This is a genomic window from Hymenobacter sp. HD11105, from assembly GCF_054051685.1.
In genome coordinates this window covers 52,183-72,333 of the sequence record NZ_JBSWBR010000011.1, presented here as the reverse complement: position 1 = coordinate 72,333, position 20,151 = coordinate 52,183, and the positions used below count along the sequence as shown (strand labels likewise).

Below are 20,151 nucleotides of genomic sequence, written 5' to 3'. Positions count from 1 at the left end.
CCCTACTGCGTGCCCAGGACATTCCGGATTAGAATTTGGTAGACGGAGGTTTCCGTCATGCCATTATGCCCGATTCCGGGCAGCGTAATCAGTCGGTCGGTGGGTTTGAGCAGAGGCTTAAGCTTGAGGGATGAGCCGTAGTACACTACTTCATCCTGGTCACCGTGGATGAGGACTATCGGCGCTTTTATCTGCGGCAGCAGGTTGTGAGTACGCATCGGATAGCGCAGCAATACACCCGGTATCAAAGGATAAAAGTGCGTAGCCAAGTCTTGAAAGCTGTAGTAGGGCGCTTGCAGAATGAGTAGCCGCGGCTGATAATGCGCTGCCAGCCAAGCTGCCAGCCCCGTGCCCAGCGAGTACCCCAGCACAACGATCTGCTCTTCTGGGTACTGCTTTCTAATAACTTCATAAGCCGCCTCGGCGTCGCTGAGTAGCTGTTTTTCGCTGCTGATAGCGCCTCCGCTCTTCCCGTAGCCGCGGTAATCGAGCATAAACACATCGTAGCCAAGGCGCGTGTACACGGCGGCCACATCGCCCCAACCAGCCAATGAGCCAGCGTTGCCGTGCAAGTAAAAGATGAGCCCTTTGGGGTCGTCGGTAGTAAAGAGCAAGCCGTGCAGACGGGTGCCGTCGTCGGTAGTTATCCAGCGCTCCTCAAACGGGTCGGGGAAGGTAAACCGGTAGTTGGGGGGCAATTTTTGCGGAAAGAACAACAGGCTCTCCTGCTTGAGATACAGCAACCAGCATACCGCCGCATACAGCACGAGAGCTACGCCAATTGCAATGAGGATGATTTTCATGGCATAGGCTTGCGCCTATTTTCTGGTGGCCGAGTATGTACACTTTCCAATACTACGGCAAGTTACGCAGCATGGTCGGCTGCGGGCTCCCAGATCTGCCGGCAACCTACTGTAAGTTTTTCTCTGTCAGCAAATAAGCGTTAAAGTATTCTCCAGCGCTTGGAGCGTATTCAGCCATCAGCAAGCTAAACCAAAGCCTGCGTTTACCGTTGGACTTAGTATGAAGCGCGAGCTGCCTTTTCATTCACAGGTGCGAGGTATCGGAGTAGCAGATGTATACCACACCAATGACGCTTGCCCCATCGCACGGAGCATTGAGGAGGCATACCGTTTGCCCGGCACGGGCCTAAACCGGCCCCCATGTGTATTCTGCTCGTTGCTCAACGAAGGCTACCAGCGCCCCGGACTGTCACAGGCTAGTTTGCGTCCCCTTCCAGAGAACTAATAACTTCATCCAGCGACATCTCTCCCAGCACGAACTTTTCCAGAAGCTGCTGTTCGTGGTCTCTAGGGGCTAAAGGTGTGTTACGCGTAATGGTGAGGGCCCAGGCTACGGCGCGCTCACGACCATCTCGGCGGTTAAGGTCAGAGGTGTGTAGAGGTTTCATATTGCAATCTCCGTCAGCTTTTGCATTTCTACAAGCTGATCAGAAAGCAACTTCCCTAGAAAAAATACTGAATTTTGAAGCTCAGCCGACCCACATAATACGTGTAAATACTTGCTTAATCGCAGCTTTTAGTTGAAAAAAGCGATTCAAAAAGCGATTCAAAAAGCGATTCAAAAAGCGATTCAAAAAGCGATTAAATCTAAATTAAAACAATTTTTATCCTTACGGATTAATGGCTTATTCTTCGTAAGCTCGACTTAAAAATCTCAGAACTAGCCCCCAATCGTCGACATCGACTCGAAGCTGAGTTGGTGTACCGGCCGTTGGCGCTCGGCCTCGAAGCCATCGGCGGCGCGGTGCCGGAAAGCGTGCACTAGGGCTGCGCGTACTTCCTCGTCGGAGCTGCCGGTGCGCAATAATGCCCGCACATCCAGCACGCCCTGATCGTAGAGGCAGGTTTTGAGGCCACCCTCCGCCGTGAGGCGGATGCGGTTGCAGGTGCCGCAAAACGTGCGCGAGTAAGCGGCAATAATCCCGACCTGGCCCATATGGCCCGGAATGGCGTAGGCTGTAGCCGTAGCACCGGCGGGCGTAGGCAGGGCATGCAAGCCCGGAAATGCCCCCCGCAGATGCTCCCGAATGCGCACGTGGTTCCAAGGCAGCGCTATAGCGCCGTGGCTGCCGCCGTTGAAGGGCATCTCCTCGATAAAACGCACATCAACGGGCAGCTCGCGGGTAAGCTCGGCCAGCGGAATCAGATCTTCAATGTTTTGCCCGTCCATCACCACGGCGTTGATCTTCACCGTGATGTTGGTCGCCAGCAGGGCGTGCAGAGTATCGAGCACGCGCGGCAGCTCGTCGCGGCGGGTGATGCGCAGGAAACGGGCGCGGTCCAACGTGTCGAGGCTCAGATTGACGCTGCGCACGCCCAGGCGCACCAGCTCGGGCACGTGGGGCGCCGTGAGTACGCCGTTGGTAGTCAGGCTGATGTCGTCGATGCCTGGAATCTGGCTGAGGCGGCCCATGAAAGGCACCAGGTCGCGGCGCACGAAAGGCTCGCCACCGGTGAGGCGCACTTTGCGCACGCCCAGGCCCGCCAGAATCCCGACCACGCGCTCCATTTCTTCGTAGCTTAAAAGATCCCGCTTGGGCACGTATTCGATGCCTTCAGCGGGCATGCAGTAAAAGCAGCGCAGGTTGCAACGATCTGTAACGGCCACGCGCACGTATTCGAGCGGCCGGCCGTGGTTATCGTACAATACAGAAGAAGCAACGGACATAAACTAGCTAGCAAAAGAGCCGCGGCAATGTATAACGTTTGGCGCCGCAAACAGGACGGCTTCCGAACAAAAATGGTTCGATGTACTTTGCGTATGCAGTATCGCGCACAGCAGCCCCACGCCTTGACACTCCTCAACAAATGAAACTTAAACTTTCTCTTTTCGGCATCACAAAAGAAATCGTCGGCAGCTCAGAAGTAGAGCTAACCGCACCTGATACTCAGTCGGTAGGCGGCCTGATGGAGCAGCTCCGCGCTCAGTATCCGCAGCTCGGCGAGCTAACCAGCTTTGCCGTAGCCGTGAATAACGAGTACGCCCCGGATGAGTACGAATTGCACGAGCGCGACGAAATAGCGCTTATTCCGCCCGTTAGCGGCGGTTAAAATGCCCCTAGCCTCGCTCCGCTATTGATTTTCTCTTCCGCAACCTCCTTCTGATGCTCATCGAACTCACCGACCAGCCCATCGACGTGGCCGCTACTATTGCCGCCGTGGAAGCTGATGGCGCCGGCGCCGTCAATGCCTTTATCGGCACCGTCCGCAACCAATCGACGGGGCGGGCCGTGGTGCGCCTGCACTACGAGGCCTACGATGCTATGGCTCTGCACCAGATGCGTCTTGTAGCCGAGCAGGCCCAAGAGAAATGGCCCATGCTCCAGCAAATAGCCGTCGTACACCGCAAAGGCACCCTGGAAATCGGCCATGTGGCCGTAGTAGTGGCCGTATCCACCCCCCACCGGGCGGAGTCGTTTGCCGCCTGCCAGTTTATTATCGACACGATTAAGAAGGTAGTGCCGATTTGGAAGAAGGAAGAATTTGAAGATGGGCAAGTATGGGTAGCCGCGCATCCGTAGACCTTACTCTTTGGCTTGCGCAACGACGGGTAAGGCTAATTCTCGTTGTGCTGCATCCCGCTCCTCAGGAGTATTTACGTTGCGCAACTCCCGCGCATCTGGCGCTTTGAGTACCGCCACATCGGAGTTGATGAGGGCTTTGCGTGGGCAGGAGTAGCCTAAACTCAGAAACCGGAGTAGCGTAGCGTAGCTGTTAGGCTCCCAGATGGTGATGAGAGGCTCTGGGAAGTCGTTGTGAGGGCTTTGGAAGGCCGTGGCCATCTTGTCCGGCTGGCGGTGCGCTACGAGGTGCCGCAGCGTGTTGGCGGAGAGGAAGGGCAGGTCGCAGGCTACGACTAGCCAGGCGGCGTTAGGATCAGATTGGAAAGCGGACAAAATGCCCCCCAGCGGGCCAAGGTCGAGGAAGCGGTCGGGGAGGGGCTGTAGGGTGGCAGGTAACTCGGCGGCTTGATCGGGGCGGCAGGATACGTGCACGTCGGTGCACACGGCGGCGAGCAGGTCGGCGGCGTATTCGCGTTGCTCCCGGCCGTGGTACTGCAAACGACCTTTGTCGGCCTGCATGCGCTGACTTTGCCCCCCAGCCAGCACTAAACCTCGCAGCGGTGGGGCACTGGCTTGCCACCATTGCATAATAAAAGCGGCAATACCGGCTCCATCAGCTATGTCAAGAACCGGAATGAGCTCAGCCTGCGGCAAATGTGCTCGCAAGTATTCGGGCAACTCCTGATCTTGGTTTAGACGCAAAATAAGCTGGACATCAGTCAGACGGTCGAGCTTGCGGTCTAGGGGCTTGGCCGGGTTGAGGATGATAATTTGCTGCTTGGCCCGGAAGTGATTGCCGTTGACCAGCACCAAGCTCTGGTGAGCCAGCCACTCCTGCTGACTAAACTTATCCATCGCCTTAGGCTGATCCAGCCGGCGAAACTGAATTTTATCGGTCAGCTCAGCCGCAGCGCCGGCTTGCAGAATAGGGCTAGCCCCGGCCGCCTCGTCGGCATCGGCGGTGGCGTGGTCGGCATCCACGTAGCCTATGCTCAGCGCGGGCGTTAAGTGGGGCAGCAGGCGAGCCACCAGGTCCTTTATCTTACCACAAGGCGCACCCAGAATAGCCAGCTCGTGCCGACCAAACTCGCCGATATTTGGACGGGCCAGCGCGGCGTGCTTGGTGCGGGGCTTGGAGGGCAAATTGGCGGGCGTATTATTCATCGACATGGTAAAAATCTTTCTTACCGCCCGTTTTCTCGATCAGGCGGGTTTCACTGATAACAATGTTGTGGGACAGCGCCTTACACATGTCATATACCGTAAGGGCAGCTACGGAAGCGCCCATGAGGGCTTCCATTTCTACACCGGTCTTGCCCGTTACGGTAGCGGTGCATTCTATAACTATAGCATCTGGGCCAGCTACTTCAATGTGAACCTGGCAGTCGTCGAGTCCCAGCGGATGGCAGAGGGGAATAAGGTCAGCTGTTTTCTTAGCGGCCATCACCCCAGCCAGGATAGCCGTCTGAAACACCGGTCCTTTCTTGGTGGGTAAGTCGCCGGCCTGCACTAGCTGCACAATTTCGGCTCCTAGTAACACGCGGCTCCGGGCGCGGGCCACACGGCGGGTAGGAATTTTGCCCCCCACATCAACCATGGCAGGTTGACCAGCGGCATTAAGATGGGTGAGCGAGCGGGAAGGATTGAACATAAGAAAATCGTAGGGATGCGCTCCAGTGCGTTCGGCTCAAAACCAGAAAGGCGCACCGAGGTTGTCGCCAAACAAGGTGAACAATAGTATAACACCTTTGCTGGCAACCTAGCTGCCACACGCAATTTATACGTTTCCCAACCAGGAACGCGCCGCGGTTCGTTCCTGCCAAAACCTCCATTCTATGATTTCAGTTGCCGAAGCTACTCGTCTTGTCTTGGCCACCGCCCGCACGCTACCGACCGAAAACGTGCCTTTGCTCGCCGCTACCGGCCGGGTGTTGCATCAAGACCTGACTGCAGACCGCGACTTCCCGCCTTTCAACCGCGTGGCTATGGATGGAATTGCGTTGGCGTACGCGGCCATAGCTGGGGGGCAAATTGACTTTCCTATTGAAGCCACACAGTTCGCGGGTGCCCCACCGCAGCCGTTGCATAATTCCACAGCCGCCATTGAGATCATGACGGGTGCCGTGTTGCCGCCAGGCACCGATACCGTGATACGCTATGAAGATGTGACTTTTCAAGAAGTGAATGGCCAACGCGTAGCCACCGTGCAAGTGCTGCCCGAACACATAGGCCACAACGTGCACGCCCAGGCGGCCGACCGTCGCCAAGGCGATTTGTTGGTGCCCGCCGGTACGCGCCTTGGCCCCGCCGAAATTGCTGTAGCCGCTACCATCGGCGCGGCTACATTAGCCGTCGCACGCCCGGCCCGTCTAGCCATCGTGAGCACCGGCGACGAGCTAGTTGATATCACTCAAACACCCCTGCCCCATCAGATTCGACGCTCTAATGCTGCCATGCTCCATGCCGCTGCCAGCCTTACAGGTGCCATCAGCGAGGCTTTTCATTTTAATGATAATCAGGATGTTCTACGCCAAGGCCTTCCGCAACTGCTAAGCAGCTTCGATGCAGTAGTGCTCAGTGGTGGCGTTTCAAAAGGGCAGGCCGATTTTTTGCCTGGCGTGTTGCGCGAGTTGGGCGTTGAGCAGATTTTTCACGAAGTAAATCAGCGGCCAGGTAAGCCGTTTTGGTTTGGGCAAAAAGCTAATGGGGCAGTGGTCTTTGCTTTGCCGGGTAACCCAGTGTCTACTTTCGTGAATTATTACCGCTACGTGCAGCCCTGGCTGCACGCCTGCCAATTGTCAGAATTGCCCCCCGCAGCGGCCTATGCAGTGTTAGCTACTGAAGTAAGCTTCCGCCCGCGCCTCACCTATTTCCTGCCCGTCCGCCTCGAAATGGCCACAGATGGCCGCTTGCTAGCGCACCCCCAACGAGCCGGTGGCTCCGGCGACTTAGCCAGCCTGCTTCACTGCGACGGTTTCCTGGAATTGCCTCCCGACCAAACCGAATTCTCAGCCGGCGAAGCGTGGCCACTACTGCGGTTTCGGAATTAAAAAATTCAAAAGCTAAGCAAAAAGGTGGTCATGCAGAGGCAAAGCCGAAGCATCTCGCTCGCGCCGTTAGGTGAGTAACTCAACATCAGCACGCGAGATGCTTCGGCTTTGCCTCTGCATGACCGCCAAATAAATAGGTAATCAGCTTAGTGTGGTAGTCTTAATTAAGCCAATACACTAATTACCGAGTCAGAGAACCGCTCCATTTCCTCCAGCTGCGGGCTGCACTGCAAAAGGAAGAAATCAACACCTACGGCCTCATAAGCTCCGATGCGGTCCTGAATCTGAGCAGGCGTACCGGTGAGGCCTGTGCGCAAGCCACGGTTTGATACCGAGTAATCATGCAGCGACACTTGCTGTTCCAATTGCGTGCCGGCCAGCCACTGCTGGTAATTGCTGTAGCCCGCGGCCGAAGCTTGCACGTTGGTAATGCGGTCTAGTTCGCGCTTCACTTCCTGCTCATTATCACGCACGATGCTGTATCCAGCTACCCCAAACTTCATGGGGGGCAAATTCTTCTGCTCGCGGCGGCGGCGCATGTCGGCAATGCGTTGGCCGATTTGCTCGGGCGAGTCGCCGTGCATCACATAGCCGTCGCACTGCGACGAAATAAGGTCCTTCGCCGCTTCCGATTCACCGCCTGCGTACAGGAACGGCTTCTTGGCTGGCTTGGGCTGCAATACGTTGTCTGTCAGCTGATAATACTTGCCCTCGTATGAGAAATGGTCTTTCTCCCACACGTTGGTCACAACATCCAGCCACTCCTTGGTGCGGGCATAGCGGTCGTCGTGCTGCTCGAAGTGCAAGCCGTATTTGGTCGCCTCATCACGCCACCACGACGATACCACGTTCAAGGACAAGCGGCCCGGAGCAATCAGGTCGATGTTGGCGGCCTGCTTAGCCAGCAAGGCTGGGTTATGGAAAGTAGGCCGCACAGCCACCATAATTTCCAGCTCCTTGGTAACCGCTGCCAGTGCTGCCGCCGTGCTCCACGCCTCTAGGGCAGGCTCTTCCTGACCTTTTATATCATTTAAATACAACTCAGCAATGAGCGTGAGGCTATAGCCCCAGTCTTCGCTGCGTTGAGCCAACTGTTTTACATAGTCCCACGACGTAGGCATTTGCTCATCGGGAACGTTGCGGAGCCAACCGCCAAAAATGGGAAGCCAATACCCGAATTTCATATCGTAAGAGCGTTAGCAGTGGTCAATTCAAGTTGTTGTTCCAGGTAATCCACAAAGCGGGCGTAGGGGTCAAAACCTACCACGTTCACGGCGTCGGCCACGAAGTTGGACAAGGCATTGATGTCGTAAAACAGCGCCTCGCCGGTTCGGTCATCTATCAGATACTCAATGCCCCCCACGTCTATTTTGGCAGCAGCTACGATGCGCTCCACGGCCTCAATTATCTCATCGGGCGGCGTAGTAACTTCTACCTGAATTCCTTTTTTTGGTGCTTCAGTCAGGCAGAAGTCGCCGGCTGTAGGCTCGTCCGGAATCTGGCAGATTTCGGCGGGGCAGAGGTTAAAGCTTTCGCCGGTGGTGTACACCTTCATGGCGTATAAAAACTTGCCATCCAGCGTTTCTACGCGGGTAATATGCCCCCCACGCGGCGTCACGTATTCTTGAACCAGCGCCGTTTGGTCGATGCCTAGGTCAATTTGATTGGCGTCAACGGCCGCTTGTAGGCCTTCGGGTGTATCGAAGCGGATAATGCCCGCGCCGCTGCCGCCAATGTTCACTTTCACCACAATCGGAAAGCGCAGCTGCTGAGCCGCATCCACGGCCCGCGAGGCGTGGTTTATCACGAATGACTTCGGGTAGCTCAGTCCCAGCGACTCGAACAGCGAGAGTTGGCGAGCCTTATTAGTCTCAATGGCCGTAGCTGCCGAGCCGTTGATGATACGCACGCCGAGCCGCTCCAAGTGAGTAGCGAAGCCAGCGGTATGAAAAATGCCTTGACCGTGTCCGCGCAGATAAGCCGAAGAACTCATTCGGTTTACTACCAGACTATAGCGGCTTTCCTTTTCGGCTGGGTCAAACAGGTGGTGAGCGGCGTCAATTTTTTCGTAGGGCAAACCGCGGCGGTCCAACTCCGCAAACAGCGGCTTAAACCATTCGGGGTGTTCATAATAAATGCCGATAGGCTTCTGTAAATCAGACATGTTAGGTGATGTAATATGGAAGTGAAAACGGTTGGAATTTGCGCACTCATGGCACTTATGAGTCTGCGCTAAAAAACAGGAAGTGAGGTGAAAACTGGAGCCCTTGGCTCGGCTGGGGGGCTTTTTTCAACTGAAGCAAGCACGACGCGCTTCGGTGAGGCGTAGCTGCAAGCAAGAAGCTGAAAAGCAGAAAGTGGAGTAGGTTCGGACCGTCAGCCCAAGCACGAGTTAGCTTAACTGGCTAACTACGGGTGGGTAACGGAAATGAACAGGGGCATACTAGTCGCTTATAAAAAGCGTCAGACTAAGTTGCCGGCAGGAAAGGGAAAGCGCAAATCAACAACAACCTTGTCCTACCGAGCACATACAACAGCCGGCCTGTGCAGACTGCGCATAACAGCACTGTTGCGAAGCAACGAGGGGTAGAGAGAAAGCGGAGGTGTTGAAAAGGTCCACGGTAACTTGTTTTTATATGGTCAGGACTTGGCACCGTTCCACGGGGAGTGGGGGTTGCCGGCGCTTCACGGAGCCTGTCTCTCTGCGCCTCTGTATAAAAACAATCCTTTGATGGGAAAGAATTGGTAGCACAAATGTACCAACTCGCTTCCTAATATTCCAAATCCTAGTGGAATGCAGATGAATTAGCTTACGCTTGGCTTATATATTTAAGCTAAAACTTACGAAAGTAGCCAAGCCCGCAGTCGGGTAAGTAAGCTACCCGATGAAGTAGAGGCAGTAGCTGTAGCAGCATCCGTTGAGGCATCTTGGTCATCATCATATACTGCCGTCATGAGGGCGGCTTGCTCGGAAAGAACTCGTTGGGCAGCCTCCAAATCCTGCTGTCGTACGTGCAGCCGTACGCCGCCCGAAATAGGTCCGTAGGGTCGGTTTTCGTTGCTTATAAAGCAAGCAATACCAGCCGCTTCCAGCTGATTCTTGGCTAGGTGGGCTGAAATAGAGTTGGCAAACGATTCTAGCAGCACAACTGTACCGTCGGTGGGCTCGGTAAACATAGGATAAGGGTTTCAACTAAAACACAAGAAGCACCCCATTAGGTGCTTCTTGTGGTAAAAACTATACGCAGGCTTCGTCACGGAAGCCGCTTACTAACTTATTTAAACAAGTCCAGTGCCTTAATAAACGTTTGAGAGACGCCCCAAAGCAGCGGCACGCCAACGTAGAGCCAAGCTAGCACCGTTTGTAAGGTAGAAGAAGGCGCGGCGTCGGGAATTGTAGGATTTATACGATTATCCATGCGGAAGATTTTTAACGATTAGATACAGAAAAGCGCGAGCACTAAGCAGCTACTTTCTTGGCAGCAGCTTCTTTGTAGTGATATTTCTCGTTTACAGCCGTCACGAGCATATTGGCAATCAAACCGACTACCAGCACGCCAGCCATCACATAAAATACCGTTTGGTAGGCTTCAGCACCGGTCAGGCCTTTGTCTTTCTGACTTTGGTGTAAATAGTTAACAATCAAGGGACCCAAGATACCAGCCGTAGACCAGGCCGTAAGTAGGCGCCCGTGGATGGCACCTACTTGCATCGTGCCGAACAAGTCGCGTAAGTAAGCAGGAACAGTAGCAAATCCGCCCCCATACATACTCAGAATCACGCAGCACACGATGACGAACAACGCCAGCGAGTGGTTGGCCGCCAGCGTGGGTACTAATGCATAGAGTGCAATGCCTAATCCAAAGTAAATCATGTAGGTAGGCTTGCGGCCCATCTTATCCGAGGCCGACGACCAAAAAAAGCGCCCCAGCAAATTGAACAAACTCAGCAGCCCCACAAAGCCAGCCGCCGCGGCCGCCGTTACGCCCAAGCCCACCCCCATAGAGGTATCGGAGAAGGTTTCCTGAATAAGTGGAGAGGCTGTTTCGAGCACGCCAATACCAGCCGTCACATTGGTGAGTAATACCACCCATAAGAGCCAAAACTGCGGGGTCTTAATAGCGGTATCGGCATCTACGTTGGCCGTCGTAATAAGAGTTGATTGTTGGGTGTTGGGCACATAGCCTTCCGGTTTCCACCCTTCCGCTGGCACCCGAATGGTGAATACCCCAAACATCATGAATACCAGATAAATAGCGCCCATCGTGAGCATGGTAGGGGCTACTCCCATAGGGGCCGAATCTTTGAAATAAGCCATCAGAGCTACGGCTAGCGGCGAGCCAATCATGGCGCCCCCGCCGAAGCCCATAATGGCCATACCCGTCGCTACCCCCGGCCTGTCGGGAAACCACTTGATAAGCGTGCTCACCGGCGAAATGTATCCGATACCAAGCCCAATGCCGCCCACAAAGCCATACCCGAAATACACGAGCCAGATGTTGTGCATGGATACGCCCAGGGCCGAGATAAAAAAGCCCCCCGCAAAGCATAAAGCCGAAGCTAGCATGGCCTTGCGCGGCCCAACCCGTTCGAGCCATTTACCAAATACCGCCGCCGATAAACCCAGTAGCACAATGGCAATGGAGAAAATAACTGCCAGCTGACCGGGTGTCCAGTCGGTAGGGGCTGGCGCGTTCACATCTCCGCTGATAAGGGCTCCCATTGGCTTCTTGAACACGCTAAAAGCGTAGGCCTGCCCAATGGCAAGGTGAATAGCCAGGGCCGCCGGCGGAATCAGCCAGCGATTGAAGCCCGGCCCGGCAATGGTACGGCTGCGATCCAGCCACGAAGTAGAGGTTGCCATGCTGTAAAGGGAATTGGTGGGAAATAGGTAGGCTGACGCGGACGTAGGCCGCCACAAAGGCTACAGCTTCGTCTCGGGGGTTGAGAATCAGGAAGGTAGAATCTTTTGTAGCAGATTATCAACCTTCCACCTATAAATGTTGCTAAACAGCTATAGCTGCGCGCTGATGCCAGAGCGCTACTATTTGGCGGGTTTACGGCTGAGCCACCCCCGCAGCCCCGGCTGGCGGCTAGCACGCAGAAAATTTGCCAGTCCCTTGGTCATGCGCTTCGCCATTTGCTGCTGAAAGTCGGGGGAAGTGAGCAGGCGCTCATCGTCGGGGTTGGAGACGAAGGCGGTTTCGACCAAAGCATTTGGGTATTCGGTCGGTCCGTTCAGGCCGAAGTTGAAGTTGCCTACGTTGCCAAAGCCGGGCAGACCGGTACGCAGCATCTGCTCATACAAAGCAGTTGATAGGGGTCGGAATCCTACGTAGCGGTAGTAAGTGCTGGTGCCGCGTACCGTTTTATTGCCGGAGGAGTTTACGTGAATACTCACCAGCAAATGGGGACTATCCTGACGCAAGCGCAGAATTCGGTCGCCGTTATCTACGCTCACGTCCGCGTCGCGGGTCATGAGTACGCGGGCCCCTTTGCGCTCTAACTCTCGTTTCAATTGCTGGGCAATAGCTAGGGTAAGGTCTTTTTCGCGGGCGCCGCTAGCTCCTACGGCGCCGGTGTTGGAGCCGCCGTGGCCCGCATCTACGGCTACGGTCAGATTGCGCAGGCGCATTTTGGCTGGGGGGCGTTTTACCCGGATTGTCAGCACATTCTTTTGATAGCCAACGCTGTAGCCCCAACTCTGGGGGTGGCGCAGGTGTAGCACTAGCCGAAATACGTCGGGCTGCACCTGCTCGTAGTGCACGTCGCCGAGCGCTTGCAGTCCATCGCGCTGGGTTATCCAGTTGGTATTGGAAGTAGCCCCAAATACGTCGATGACCAGGCGCGTAGGATTCGATAGGATCTGGGAGCGGTAAGGCAAACGCGCGGTAAGCGGCACACGCACGTAGTCGTAGAGCGAGTCGCCCTGCACGCTCCAGGAGCCGGTGAGCGAAGCGGGCGCAAAGCCACCGGGGGGCAAAAAACGCACGATATCCTCTGGCACCCAAGCGGTCTGGTTTTCGGCCAGGCGCACGCGGTATTGGTTGCCTACCTTTCCGCTAATGTGCAGCACCACCAACGAGTCGAGGTAGCCCATTTTGGCGCCACCCAGACGATCTTCACCCAAGCCGTAATTCAGATAAGTCAACGGGCCCTTGGTAACAGCTAGCTGGGGGGCATTTTGATTTAGAAAACGCACTTTATTCTGGCTTAAAGCCACCGTGCGTATGCTATCCGCAGTGAGTAGCTCAAAGGAAATAGGCCGATCAAATAGCGTATCGCCGGGCTGCACCACGTAGGTGCCCTGGTAGATACCTGACTGCCCGCCGGTAAGAGTAGGCGCCAGCTCCGTCATTAATTTGCCCCCCAGAAACGTAGCGGTAGCGCCAGGCTGGCCTTTGAGATGCACTTTCAACTGGTCGCCGGGCAGCAGCCATTGGTCAGCAGCGGGCACCGTTTCGACGGTTTCGATAAGCGGGGCTTGCGCGAAGGTTACTGTGACTTGAAATAGCAGAAGTAGCCTGAGCAGAAGTTTAGCAGAGAACATGAGATCAGAAAGAGAATGACGCCGCGGGACAACCACACCGACAGTGTCCCTACCGATCAGGAAACCACAACCAAGCACTGGCCCCGCTATGCGGCTACGCGCCACGGTCGCTTTCTGATGCTACTTAGCGCCAGCCGGGTGCAACTTATTGTACAGTAGAGCGGCAGCTGCTTCCAGCAAAGGCAAATCGGTGGTGCGCTCTTGGCAACGCTGCATATCGTAGTGGCAGAGAGTACCGAATGCCGTACCCTGGTCGTCGCGGATGAGCACTCCACAATACGATATGACGGGCGTATCAATAAGACCCATGACGCGCTGATCAGTGGTAGCGTCGTTGATTTCTAAAGGAGCCTGCTGCCGACCTACCAAAGAACAGTAGGTAGCCTCCATCGGCGCGTCTTCGCCCTGCTCTACGTTAGGCTCGTATCGGTCGAATAACACCTCATTGCGGAGCTTGTCCCCATCGAACCGAAATACGCCGGTGTAGCGGTGAGGCGTGCGGCCATTCAAATATTTGAGCGCAGCATGCGTCCCTTGTTGCTGTAGCACGGTGGAGAATTCACCGATTTCGCGTAGCATAGATGAGTCCGGCGTTAGCGGAGAGATAGACATAGGTAGGAATGGAGGCAATAGTGTGGGGAAGCGGAGCGAGGCAGCTCACATGATGCACTAACAGGCTAGGAGCGCTGATGCAAGGTATTGAACAGTGATGTATGGACAATCATTCACTGCCTGGGCTTTCATGCAAGGAAGGTCCCTGAAAGTCTGCAGCGACGCACAAAAATGCCCCCTAAGATGACGGAGAAATCTGCTATGCGTCGTTGCAATTCGTAAGGTTAGTTTGAGTTAGAGTCCTTCATCGCCTCTCCCAGATCCTTCACGTCGCGGCCCGCTTCCATAGCCACGAACTCGGCCTGCAAGCCCCGAATGCGAAGCTCGTCGCGCCCTACTACGTCCAAGCGAATTGCTTTGAATCGGTCATTGAGGCGCTTATACACGCCGGTAGCATAGTCCCAGTCGCGCTGGGTCCACTCGCGACGCTTGGCGCGGGTCTGGCGAAGAAGTTGGGTGTAAGCGGGCTCAATGCTTAGCGGCGTGAGTTTCTCCACGCTGGCATAAGTGCCGAGCAATTCATTCGTGAATTGCCTTAGCGCCACCGAGTCGAGAGGCTGACGGTTGCGGGCGCGGGCTGTGGCCGTGTAATCAGCGGCGCGGCTGCTAGCCCGATCAATTTTGTCGCCAGCCCGGTCGGCTAGGGTGTCTAGCTTGCGCGCTTCCTGCCGAACTATTTCCTGCCGTTCGCGGGGCGTGGTGTCGCAACTTGTCAACAGAAAATTTAAGCTTAGTACTGCCGCCGAGCCTGCTACGGCGCGAATTAGGAGAAGTATAGTAGATTTCATATTACTATGTACGCAGACCCCGGCGTCTTGGATATTAGAAGTAGGCACTAGCGCAAACGCTCGGTCTTTAGTCAGGTGAATGAAGTAAAAAAGCCCCCCAGGGATTGTCTGCGTCTAGTTCATTCCTCGTCGGTGCGGTCGCGCAGGTCGCGCAGCTGGGTTTGCAGACCGGGAAAGTGCGGACAGATTTTGGCCAGGCGCCGCAATACCCGCAGCGCACTGCGGTCTTCGCCCAGCATACGTAGCATGGTAGCCCAGCCCGAAAGCGCTCCAAAGTGACGTGGTTCCAAACGCAGGGTTTCAGCAATATCAAGCAGGGAAGCGCGATACTCGCCACGTAAATAATAAGCGGTAGCGCGCTTATTCCAGCCTTCAGCAAAATCGGGCCGGGTTTCAATCAAATACGTGAAGTCGGCAATGGCGCGGGTATAGTCGCCGGCTGATAAGGCCCGCATGCCAGCCTCTAGGTGCTTGTCAAGCGCGTGGTCGCCGGTAGTAAGCCAGATCTGCCAGATGCCACTTTGCAACGCCTCAACTTCGGCTGGCGCCTCCGCTACCTGCAACCGGGCAAACAGATCGTCGAGCGTTGTCATGGTTGGGCGAGTAAATGATGAAACAGGTTTACGCTAGAACCGAGGGCGCGTTTAGCGACGCGGCTTTCAGGGGGCATTTTCACAAATTTTGTGGCCTTCTCCAACGTATACGGGTCCCTTAAAAGCAAAAGCCAACAACGTGGTTGCTGGCTTTTGCTTACTTGAGTAGAAGGCTGCGTTAGAATAACTCTTTCGCCACGCGCCGAATCGACTCTGACTTGCCCATCGAATAATAGTGCAGGCAGGGCACGCCGTGGGCCATCAGCTCGCGGCTTTGGTTGATACACCATTCAATGCCGATGCGGCGCGCATCCTCGTTGTCGCGGCACTGGCTCACGGCCTCGGCTAGCTCCTCCGGAATATTGAGGAAGAATGAGCGGGGCAGCATCGTCAGCTGACTTTTAGTAGTCAATGGCTTCAAGCCGGGAATGATGGGCGCCGTAATACCCGCCGCTCGGCAGCGCTTCTCGAAGTTGAAAAACTGCTCGTTGTCGAAGAACATCTGCGTGACGATGTACTCAGCGCCGCGGTCCATCTTCTGTTTCAGAAAGCGAATATCGGAGCCGTAATTGGGCGCCTCAAAGTGCTTCTCTGGGTAGCCGGCCGTACCAATGCAGAAATTCGTTGGAAAGGTATCCTCCTGCTCGTCATCCAGATAGCGGCCCTTGTTCATGCACGCTACCTGCTCAATTAGGTCGCTGGCGTAGGCGTGACCATCAGGCTCGGGCACAAAGTGCGGCTCCGACTTTATTGGGTCGCCGCGCAAGGCCAGCACGTTATCAATACCCAGAAAGTGCAGGTCAATCAGGGCGTTCTCGGTTTCCTCTTTGGAAAAGCCACCACAGGTCAAATGCGGCACCGTGTCCACATCGAAGCGGTTCTTGATGGCTGCGCAAATCCCCACCGTACCCGGCCGCTTGCGCACAGTTTTGCGCTCTAGGAAGCCGTTCGGCTGCTTGCGGTACACGTACTCCTCGCGGTGATAAGTCACGTCGATGAACGGCGGCTTGAACTCCATTAGCGGTTCAATGTTGCTGAACAGGTTCTGAATGTTCTCGCCCTTTCTGGGGGGCAAAACTTCAAAAGAAAACAGCGTTTTGCCGTCGGCTTGGATCAGGTGGTCAGTTACTTTCATATAGAACACCAACGGGCGGTTGGTGAGAGGTTTGGGTAGTGTATAAGCTTCTTCCTTCAGTTAAAAAGAGAAGTTGGTCGTTTCTACAGCGCTGTTACCGGTACGCTGGTTGGGTTATAATTTAGGTTTGGAGAGAGCCAGCGCTCCAGCTCCGCAATCGGCATGTTTTTGCGCTGCGCAATATCCTCCACCTGGTCGCGGGCTATTTTGCCTAAGCCGAAGTAGCGCGAATCGGGGTGGGCGTAGTAGAGGCCGCTAACCGACGAAGCGGGGTACATAGCCAGGTTTTCAGTGAGCTGAATGCCGGTTTGTTGGTCGGCGTCGAGGAGCTGGAACAAAGTGATTTTCTCGGTGTGGTCGGGGCAGCCGGGGTAGCCCGGTGCGGGTCGCACACCGCGATATTTCTCCTGAATCAGCTCTTCTTTAGTTAGTTTCTCACCGGCCGAATAACCCCAGAACTCTTCCCGCACGCGCTGGTGCAGACGCTCAGCAAAAGCCTCGGCCAGACGATCGGCTAGGGCCTTAATCATGATACTGGAATAGTCATCGTGGTCGGCTTCAAACTGCTCGATAAGCTTTTCGATGCCCAAACCAGCCGTCACGGCAAAGCCGCCGATGTAGTCCTGACGACCCGATTCTTTGGGAGCCAAAAAGTCGGAGAAAGCCAGGTTAGGAATGTTTGGGCCCTTTTCGCCTTGCTGGCGCAACGTGAAGAATTCAGTCATTACCTGCTCGCGCGTATCATCGGCGTAGACCTCGATAGTGTCGTAGCCAACCGTATTAGCCGGCCAGAAACCAACCACGGCGCGGGCCGTGAGCAGGTTTTCGCTGATAACTTTTTGCAACATGGCCTGGGCATCGGCAAACAGCTTGGTAGCCGCCTCACCTAAGTTCTCATCTTCCAAAATGCGCGGGTAGCGCCCTTTCAACTCCCAGGTGTGGAAGAAAGGCGTCCAGTCGATGTACTCGGCTAGTTCAGCCAAGGGGTAATTATTCAGCACTTTGGTGCCGAGGAAGGTCGGCTTGGTGATGGGCGCGGTTTCCCAGTCGGCCTTGAATTGATTTTCACGAGCCGCTTCGATGGTTAAGTAATTCTTCTCCCGCTGGCGGGTGGCGTAGTCGGTGCGCAGGGCGGTGTACTCGTCGCGAACGGCCTGGGCGTAGGTTTCGGCGCTGGAGCCAAGCAGGCTGGCAGCCACACCCACCGAGCGGGAGGCGTCGTGTACGTGCACCATGGGTCCCGAATAGTTGGGGGCCACTTTCACAGCCGCGTGCAGACGAGAAGTGGTAGCACCACCAATAAGCAGCGGCGTTTTCAGGCCACGCTTTTCCATCTCCTGAGCCACGTACACCATCTCATCAAGACTAGGCGTAATCAGGCCGCTCAGGCCGATAACGTCCACGTTCTGCTTTACCGCTTCGTCCAGAATGCGCTCCAATGGCACCATCACGCCAAGATCCACGATGTCGAAGTTGTTGCACGCCAACACCACGCCCACGATGTTTTTGCCAATGTCGTGCACGTCGCCTTTCACCGTAGCCAGCAAGATTTTACCGGCCGTTTGCCGCTCCGAACCTTGCTTGTCGGCCAGCAGGAAAGGCTCCAGATACGCCACCGCTTTCTTCATCACGCGGGCCGACTTCACCACTTGCGGCAGGAACATTTTGCCGGCTCCAAATAGGTCACCCACCACGTTCATGCCGGCCATCAGCGGGCCTTCGATTACCTCTAGCGGCCGGCCTACTTGCTGACGTACTTCCTCAGTGTCTTCGTCGATAAACTCGGTAATGCCGCGTACCAGCGCATGCTGTAAGCGCTCGGCTACGGGCAGGCTGCGCCACGCGTCGGCCACCACTTCTACTTTGTCTTTCTGCTTTACCGTTTCAGCAAAGTCGACGAGGCGTTCGGTAGAATCGGGGCGGCGGTTGAGTAGCACGTCTTCTACCAACTCCAGCAAGTCCTTCGGAATCTCGTCGTACACGCCCAACTGACTGGGATTTACGATGCCCATATCCAAGCCGGCGCGAATGGCGTGGTAGAGGAACGCCGTGTGCATAGCTTCGCGAACCACGTCGTTGCCGCGGTAGGAGAAGCTGATATTGCTGACGCCGCCGCTGGTGAGGGCGCCGGGCAGGTTAGCTTTGATCCAACGAACGGCTTCGATGAAGTCCAGCGCGTAGTTGCGGTGCTCCTCCATGCCCGTGCCCACGGTCAGGATGTTGGGGTCGAAGATGATGTCCGTGGCCGGGAAGCCTACTTCGTTCACCAAAATGTCGTAGCTGCGCTTACATATTTCGATGCGCCGCTCCAAAGAGTCAGCCTGGCCGTTTTCATCAAAAGCCATTACGACCATAGCCGCGCCGTACTGGCGCACGGTGCGGGCGCGCTCCTTGAATACTTCCTCGCCTTCTTTCAGCGAAATCGAATTGACGATGCTCTTGCCCTGCACGCACTTCAGCCCGGCTTCAAGCACGCTCCATTTAGAGGAGTCAATCATCACCGGCACCCGTGAAATGTCGGGCTCGGAGGCAATGAGGTTAAGAAAGGTGGTCATGGCCTGCTCCGAGTCGAGCATGCCTTCGTCCATGTTCACGTCAAGGACCTGGGCACCGCCTTCTACCTGGTCGCGGGCAACTTGTAGAGCCTGCTCGTAGGCGCCGGTGCGGATGAGGCGGGCAAAAGCACGGGAGCCGGTCACGTTACACCGCTCACCTACGTTCACAAACAGGCTGTTGGGCGTAATGTCAAACGGTTCTAAGCCTGACAAATGAGTTGCGGGGGGCAAATTGGGTAGTTGGCGCGGTTGGTATTTTTCGGCCAACTTCGCCAGCTCGGCAATGTGCTGGGGCGTGGTGCCACAACAACCGCCGGCCACCGTCACGATGCCTTCCTTTAGATAATTCTCTACCACTGCCGCAAACTCTTCGGCGGACTCGTCGTAGCCGCCAAACGCGTTGGGCAAACCAGCGTTCGGATAAGCTGACACGTGCACATCAGCAATGCGGCTCAACTCCTTCACATATACGTGCAGCTGATCAGCCCCAAGGGCGCAGTTTAGGCCCACGCTTAGCAGCGGCAAATGACTGATGGAATTCCAGAAAGCTTCCACTGTCTGCCCCGAAAGGGTACGGCCCGAAGCATCGGTGATGGTGCCCGAAATCATAACCGGCACAACCCGTCCACCTTCGTCGAAGAACTTCTGGACGGCGTACAAGGCCGCTTTAGCATTCAGGGTATCGAAAATGGTTTCAATTAGCAGCGTATCGGAGCCGCCTTCCACTAGGCCGCGCACTTGCTCGTGGTAGGCAATAGCTAGCTCATCGAAGGTCACGGCGCGGAAGCCAGGGCGGTTCACGTCGGGCGAGAGAGAGGCGGTCCGGTTGGTGGGGCCGATGGCGCCGGCTACGAAGCGCGGCTTATGTGGCTCGCGGGCGGTAAACTCGTCGGCAACTTCTTTCGCAATCCGCGCTGACTCGTAGTTCAGCTCATACGCTAGATGCTCCAGCCCGTAATCGGCCTGGGCGATGGTGGTGCCGCTGAAGGTGTTGGTTTCCACCATGTCGGCCCCGGCGGCGAAATATTCGGCGTGAATGCCCTTGATAATATCGGGGCGGGTCAGACTGAGCAGGTCGTTGTTGCCGCGCAGAGGTTTAGGGTGGTCGGCGAAGCGCGTGCCCCGGAAGTCCTCCTCCGTCAGCGGGTGGCGCTGAATCATGGTGCCCATGGCGCCATCGAGCACCAGAATGCGCTGTTGGAGAATGTCGTAGAGGGGGGAGGCGGGGCGAGTCGTTTTCATAAGGTCTCCTTACTAAAAAGGCGTTTAAACTACCGCCTAT

Annotated in this window: 19 protein-coding genes and 1 riboswitch; of the genes, 3 read left to right on the top strand and 16 right to left on the bottom strand. The window is 55.8% G+C overall.

Annotated elements, in window-relative coordinates:
• Positions 1 to 2: 2 nt before the first annotated feature.
• From ACW9KT_RS20835 to moaA, 3 genes are all read right to left on the bottom strand, one after another.
• The gene (locus ACW9KT_RS20835) at positions 3 to 803 is read right to left on the bottom strand and encodes an alpha/beta hydrolase (protein WP_457084037.1); all 801 of its coding nucleotides are present in this window, start codon (positions 801 to 803) and stop codon (positions 3 to 5) included.
• A 416-nt stretch (positions 804 to 1,219) separates the two neighbouring features.
• Positions 1,220 to 1,411, bottom strand: coding sequence for a hypothetical protein (locus ACW9KT_RS20830; RefSeq protein WP_457084035.1), 192 nt, complete (start codon positions 1,409 to 1,411; stop codon positions 1,220 to 1,222).
• Between the two features lie 272 nt (positions 1,412 to 1,683).
• Positions 1,684 to 2,691, bottom strand: a complete 1,008-nt coding sequence (gene moaA / locus ACW9KT_RS20825; RefSeq protein WP_457084033.1) for a GTP 3',8-cyclase MoaA — start codon at positions 2,689 to 2,691, stop codon at positions 1,684 to 1,686.
• A gap of 140 nt (positions 2,692 to 2,831) precedes the next feature.
• Here moaA and ACW9KT_RS20820 point away from each other — a divergent pair, with 140 nt between their 5' ends.
• Both ACW9KT_RS20820 and ACW9KT_RS20815 read left to right on the top strand, forming a co-directional pair.
• On the top strand, positions 2,832 to 3,074 hold the full coding sequence (locus ACW9KT_RS20820) for a MoaD/ThiS family protein (RefSeq protein WP_457084031.1): 243 nt from the start codon (positions 2,832 to 2,834) through the stop codon (positions 3,072 to 3,074).
• 53 nt (positions 3,075 to 3,127) lie between these two features.
• On the top strand, positions 3,128 to 3,544 hold the full coding sequence (locus ACW9KT_RS20815) for a molybdenum cofactor biosynthesis protein MoaE (protein WP_457084029.1): 417 nt from the start codon (positions 3,128 to 3,130) through the stop codon (positions 3,542 to 3,544).
• A gap of 3 nt (positions 3,545 to 3,547) precedes the next feature.
• On the opposite strand, the gene ACW9KT_RS20810 is transcribed toward ACW9KT_RS20815, so the two are convergent.
• Together ACW9KT_RS20810 and moaC are read right to left on the bottom strand one after the other, a co-directional pair.
• Positions 3,548 to 4,750, bottom strand: a complete 1,203-nt coding sequence (locus tag ACW9KT_RS20810; protein WP_457084027.1) for an NTP transferase domain-containing protein — start codon at positions 4,748 to 4,750, stop codon at positions 3,548 to 3,550.
• The gene (gene moaC, locus ACW9KT_RS20805; RefSeq protein WP_457084025.1) at positions 4,743 to 5,237 is read right to left on the bottom strand and encodes a cyclic pyranopterin monophosphate synthase MoaC; all 495 of its coding nucleotides are present in this window, start codon (positions 5,235 to 5,237) and stop codon (positions 4,743 to 4,745) included. The genes ACW9KT_RS20810 and moaC overlap by 8 nt, the downstream gene beginning before the upstream one ends.
• Positions 5,238 to 5,421: 184 nt before the next feature.
• On the opposite strand from moaC, the gene ACW9KT_RS20800 reads away from it, so the two are divergent.
• Positions 5,422 to 6,636 (top strand): molybdopterin molybdotransferase MoeA, encoded by a 1,215-nt coding sequence (locus ACW9KT_RS20800; protein WP_457084023.1) that lies wholly within the window; start codon positions 5,422 to 5,424, stop codon positions 6,634 to 6,636.
• 164 nt (positions 6,637 to 6,800) lie between these two features.
• On the opposite strand, the gene ACW9KT_RS20795 is transcribed toward ACW9KT_RS20800, so the two are convergent.
• The 11 genes from ACW9KT_RS20795 to metH all read right to left on the bottom strand — a co-directional run bounded on the left by ACW9KT_RS20795 (position 6,801) and on the right by metH (position 20,111).
• Positions 6,801 to 7,820, bottom strand: coding sequence for an LLM class flavin-dependent oxidoreductase (locus ACW9KT_RS20795; protein WP_457084021.1), 1,020 nt, complete (start codon positions 7,818 to 7,820; stop codon positions 6,801 to 6,803).
• Entirely contained in the window at positions 7,817 to 8,800 is a 984-nt protein-coding gene (locus tag ACW9KT_RS20790) for an ATP-grasp domain-containing protein (RefSeq protein ID WP_457084019.1), read from the bottom strand. Before ACW9KT_RS20790 ends, ACW9KT_RS20795 begins: the two co-directional genes overlap by 4 nt.
• Positions 8,801 to 9,265: 465 nt before the next feature.
• A riboswitch (SAM riboswitch) is annotated at positions 9,266 to 9,357 on the bottom strand.
• A 120-nt stretch (positions 9,358 to 9,477) separates the two neighbouring features.
• Positions 9,478 to 9,813 (bottom strand): putative signal transducing protein, encoded by a 336-nt coding sequence (locus tag ACW9KT_RS20785; protein ID WP_457084017.1) that lies wholly within the window; start codon positions 9,811 to 9,813, stop codon positions 9,478 to 9,480.
• 98 nt (positions 9,814 to 9,911) lie between these two features.
• Positions 9,912 to 10,055, bottom strand: a complete 144-nt coding sequence (locus ACW9KT_RS20780) for an MFS transporter small subunit (RefSeq protein WP_457084015.1) — start codon at positions 10,053 to 10,055, stop codon at positions 9,912 to 9,914.
• A 41-nt stretch (positions 10,056 to 10,096) separates the two neighbouring features.
• Positions 10,097 to 11,500, bottom strand: coding sequence for an L-lactate MFS transporter (locus tag ACW9KT_RS20775; protein WP_457084013.1), 1,404 nt, complete (start codon positions 11,498 to 11,500; stop codon positions 10,097 to 10,099).
• 180 nt (positions 11,501 to 11,680) lie between these two features.
• The gene (locus ACW9KT_RS20770) at positions 11,681 to 13,186 is read right to left on the bottom strand and encodes an N-acetylmuramoyl-L-alanine amidase (RefSeq protein ID WP_457084011.1); all 1,506 of its coding nucleotides are present in this window, start codon (positions 13,184 to 13,186) and stop codon (positions 11,681 to 11,683) included.
• A gap of 120 nt (positions 13,187 to 13,306) precedes the next feature.
• Positions 13,307 to 13,798: a hypothetical protein gene (locus ACW9KT_RS20765; RefSeq protein ID WP_457084009.1), complete on the bottom strand. Its 492-nt coding sequence runs from the start codon at positions 13,796 to 13,798 to the stop codon at positions 13,307 to 13,309.
• A gap of 224 nt (positions 13,799 to 14,022) precedes the next feature.
• Positions 14,023 to 14,586 (bottom strand): hypothetical protein, encoded by a 564-nt coding sequence (locus ACW9KT_RS20760; RefSeq protein ID WP_457084007.1) that lies wholly within the window; start codon positions 14,584 to 14,586, stop codon positions 14,023 to 14,025.
• 119 nt (positions 14,587 to 14,705) lie between these two features.
• Positions 14,706 to 15,179, bottom strand: a complete 474-nt coding sequence (locus ACW9KT_RS20755) for a tetratricopeptide repeat protein (RefSeq protein WP_457084005.1) — start codon at positions 15,177 to 15,179, stop codon at positions 14,706 to 14,708.
• 178 nt (positions 15,180 to 15,357) lie between these two features.
• Positions 15,358 to 16,314: a methylenetetrahydrofolate reductase [NAD(P)H] gene (metF, locus tag ACW9KT_RS20750; protein ID WP_457084003.1), complete on the bottom strand. Its 957-nt coding sequence runs from the start codon at positions 16,312 to 16,314 to the stop codon at positions 15,358 to 15,360.
• An 83-nt stretch (positions 16,315 to 16,397) separates the two neighbouring features.
• The gene (metH, locus tag ACW9KT_RS20745) at positions 16,398 to 20,111 is read right to left on the bottom strand and encodes a methionine synthase (RefSeq protein WP_457084001.1); all 3,714 of its coding nucleotides are present in this window, start codon (positions 20,109 to 20,111) and stop codon (positions 16,398 to 16,400) included.
• Between the last annotated feature and the right edge of the window lie 40 nt (positions 20,112 to 20,151).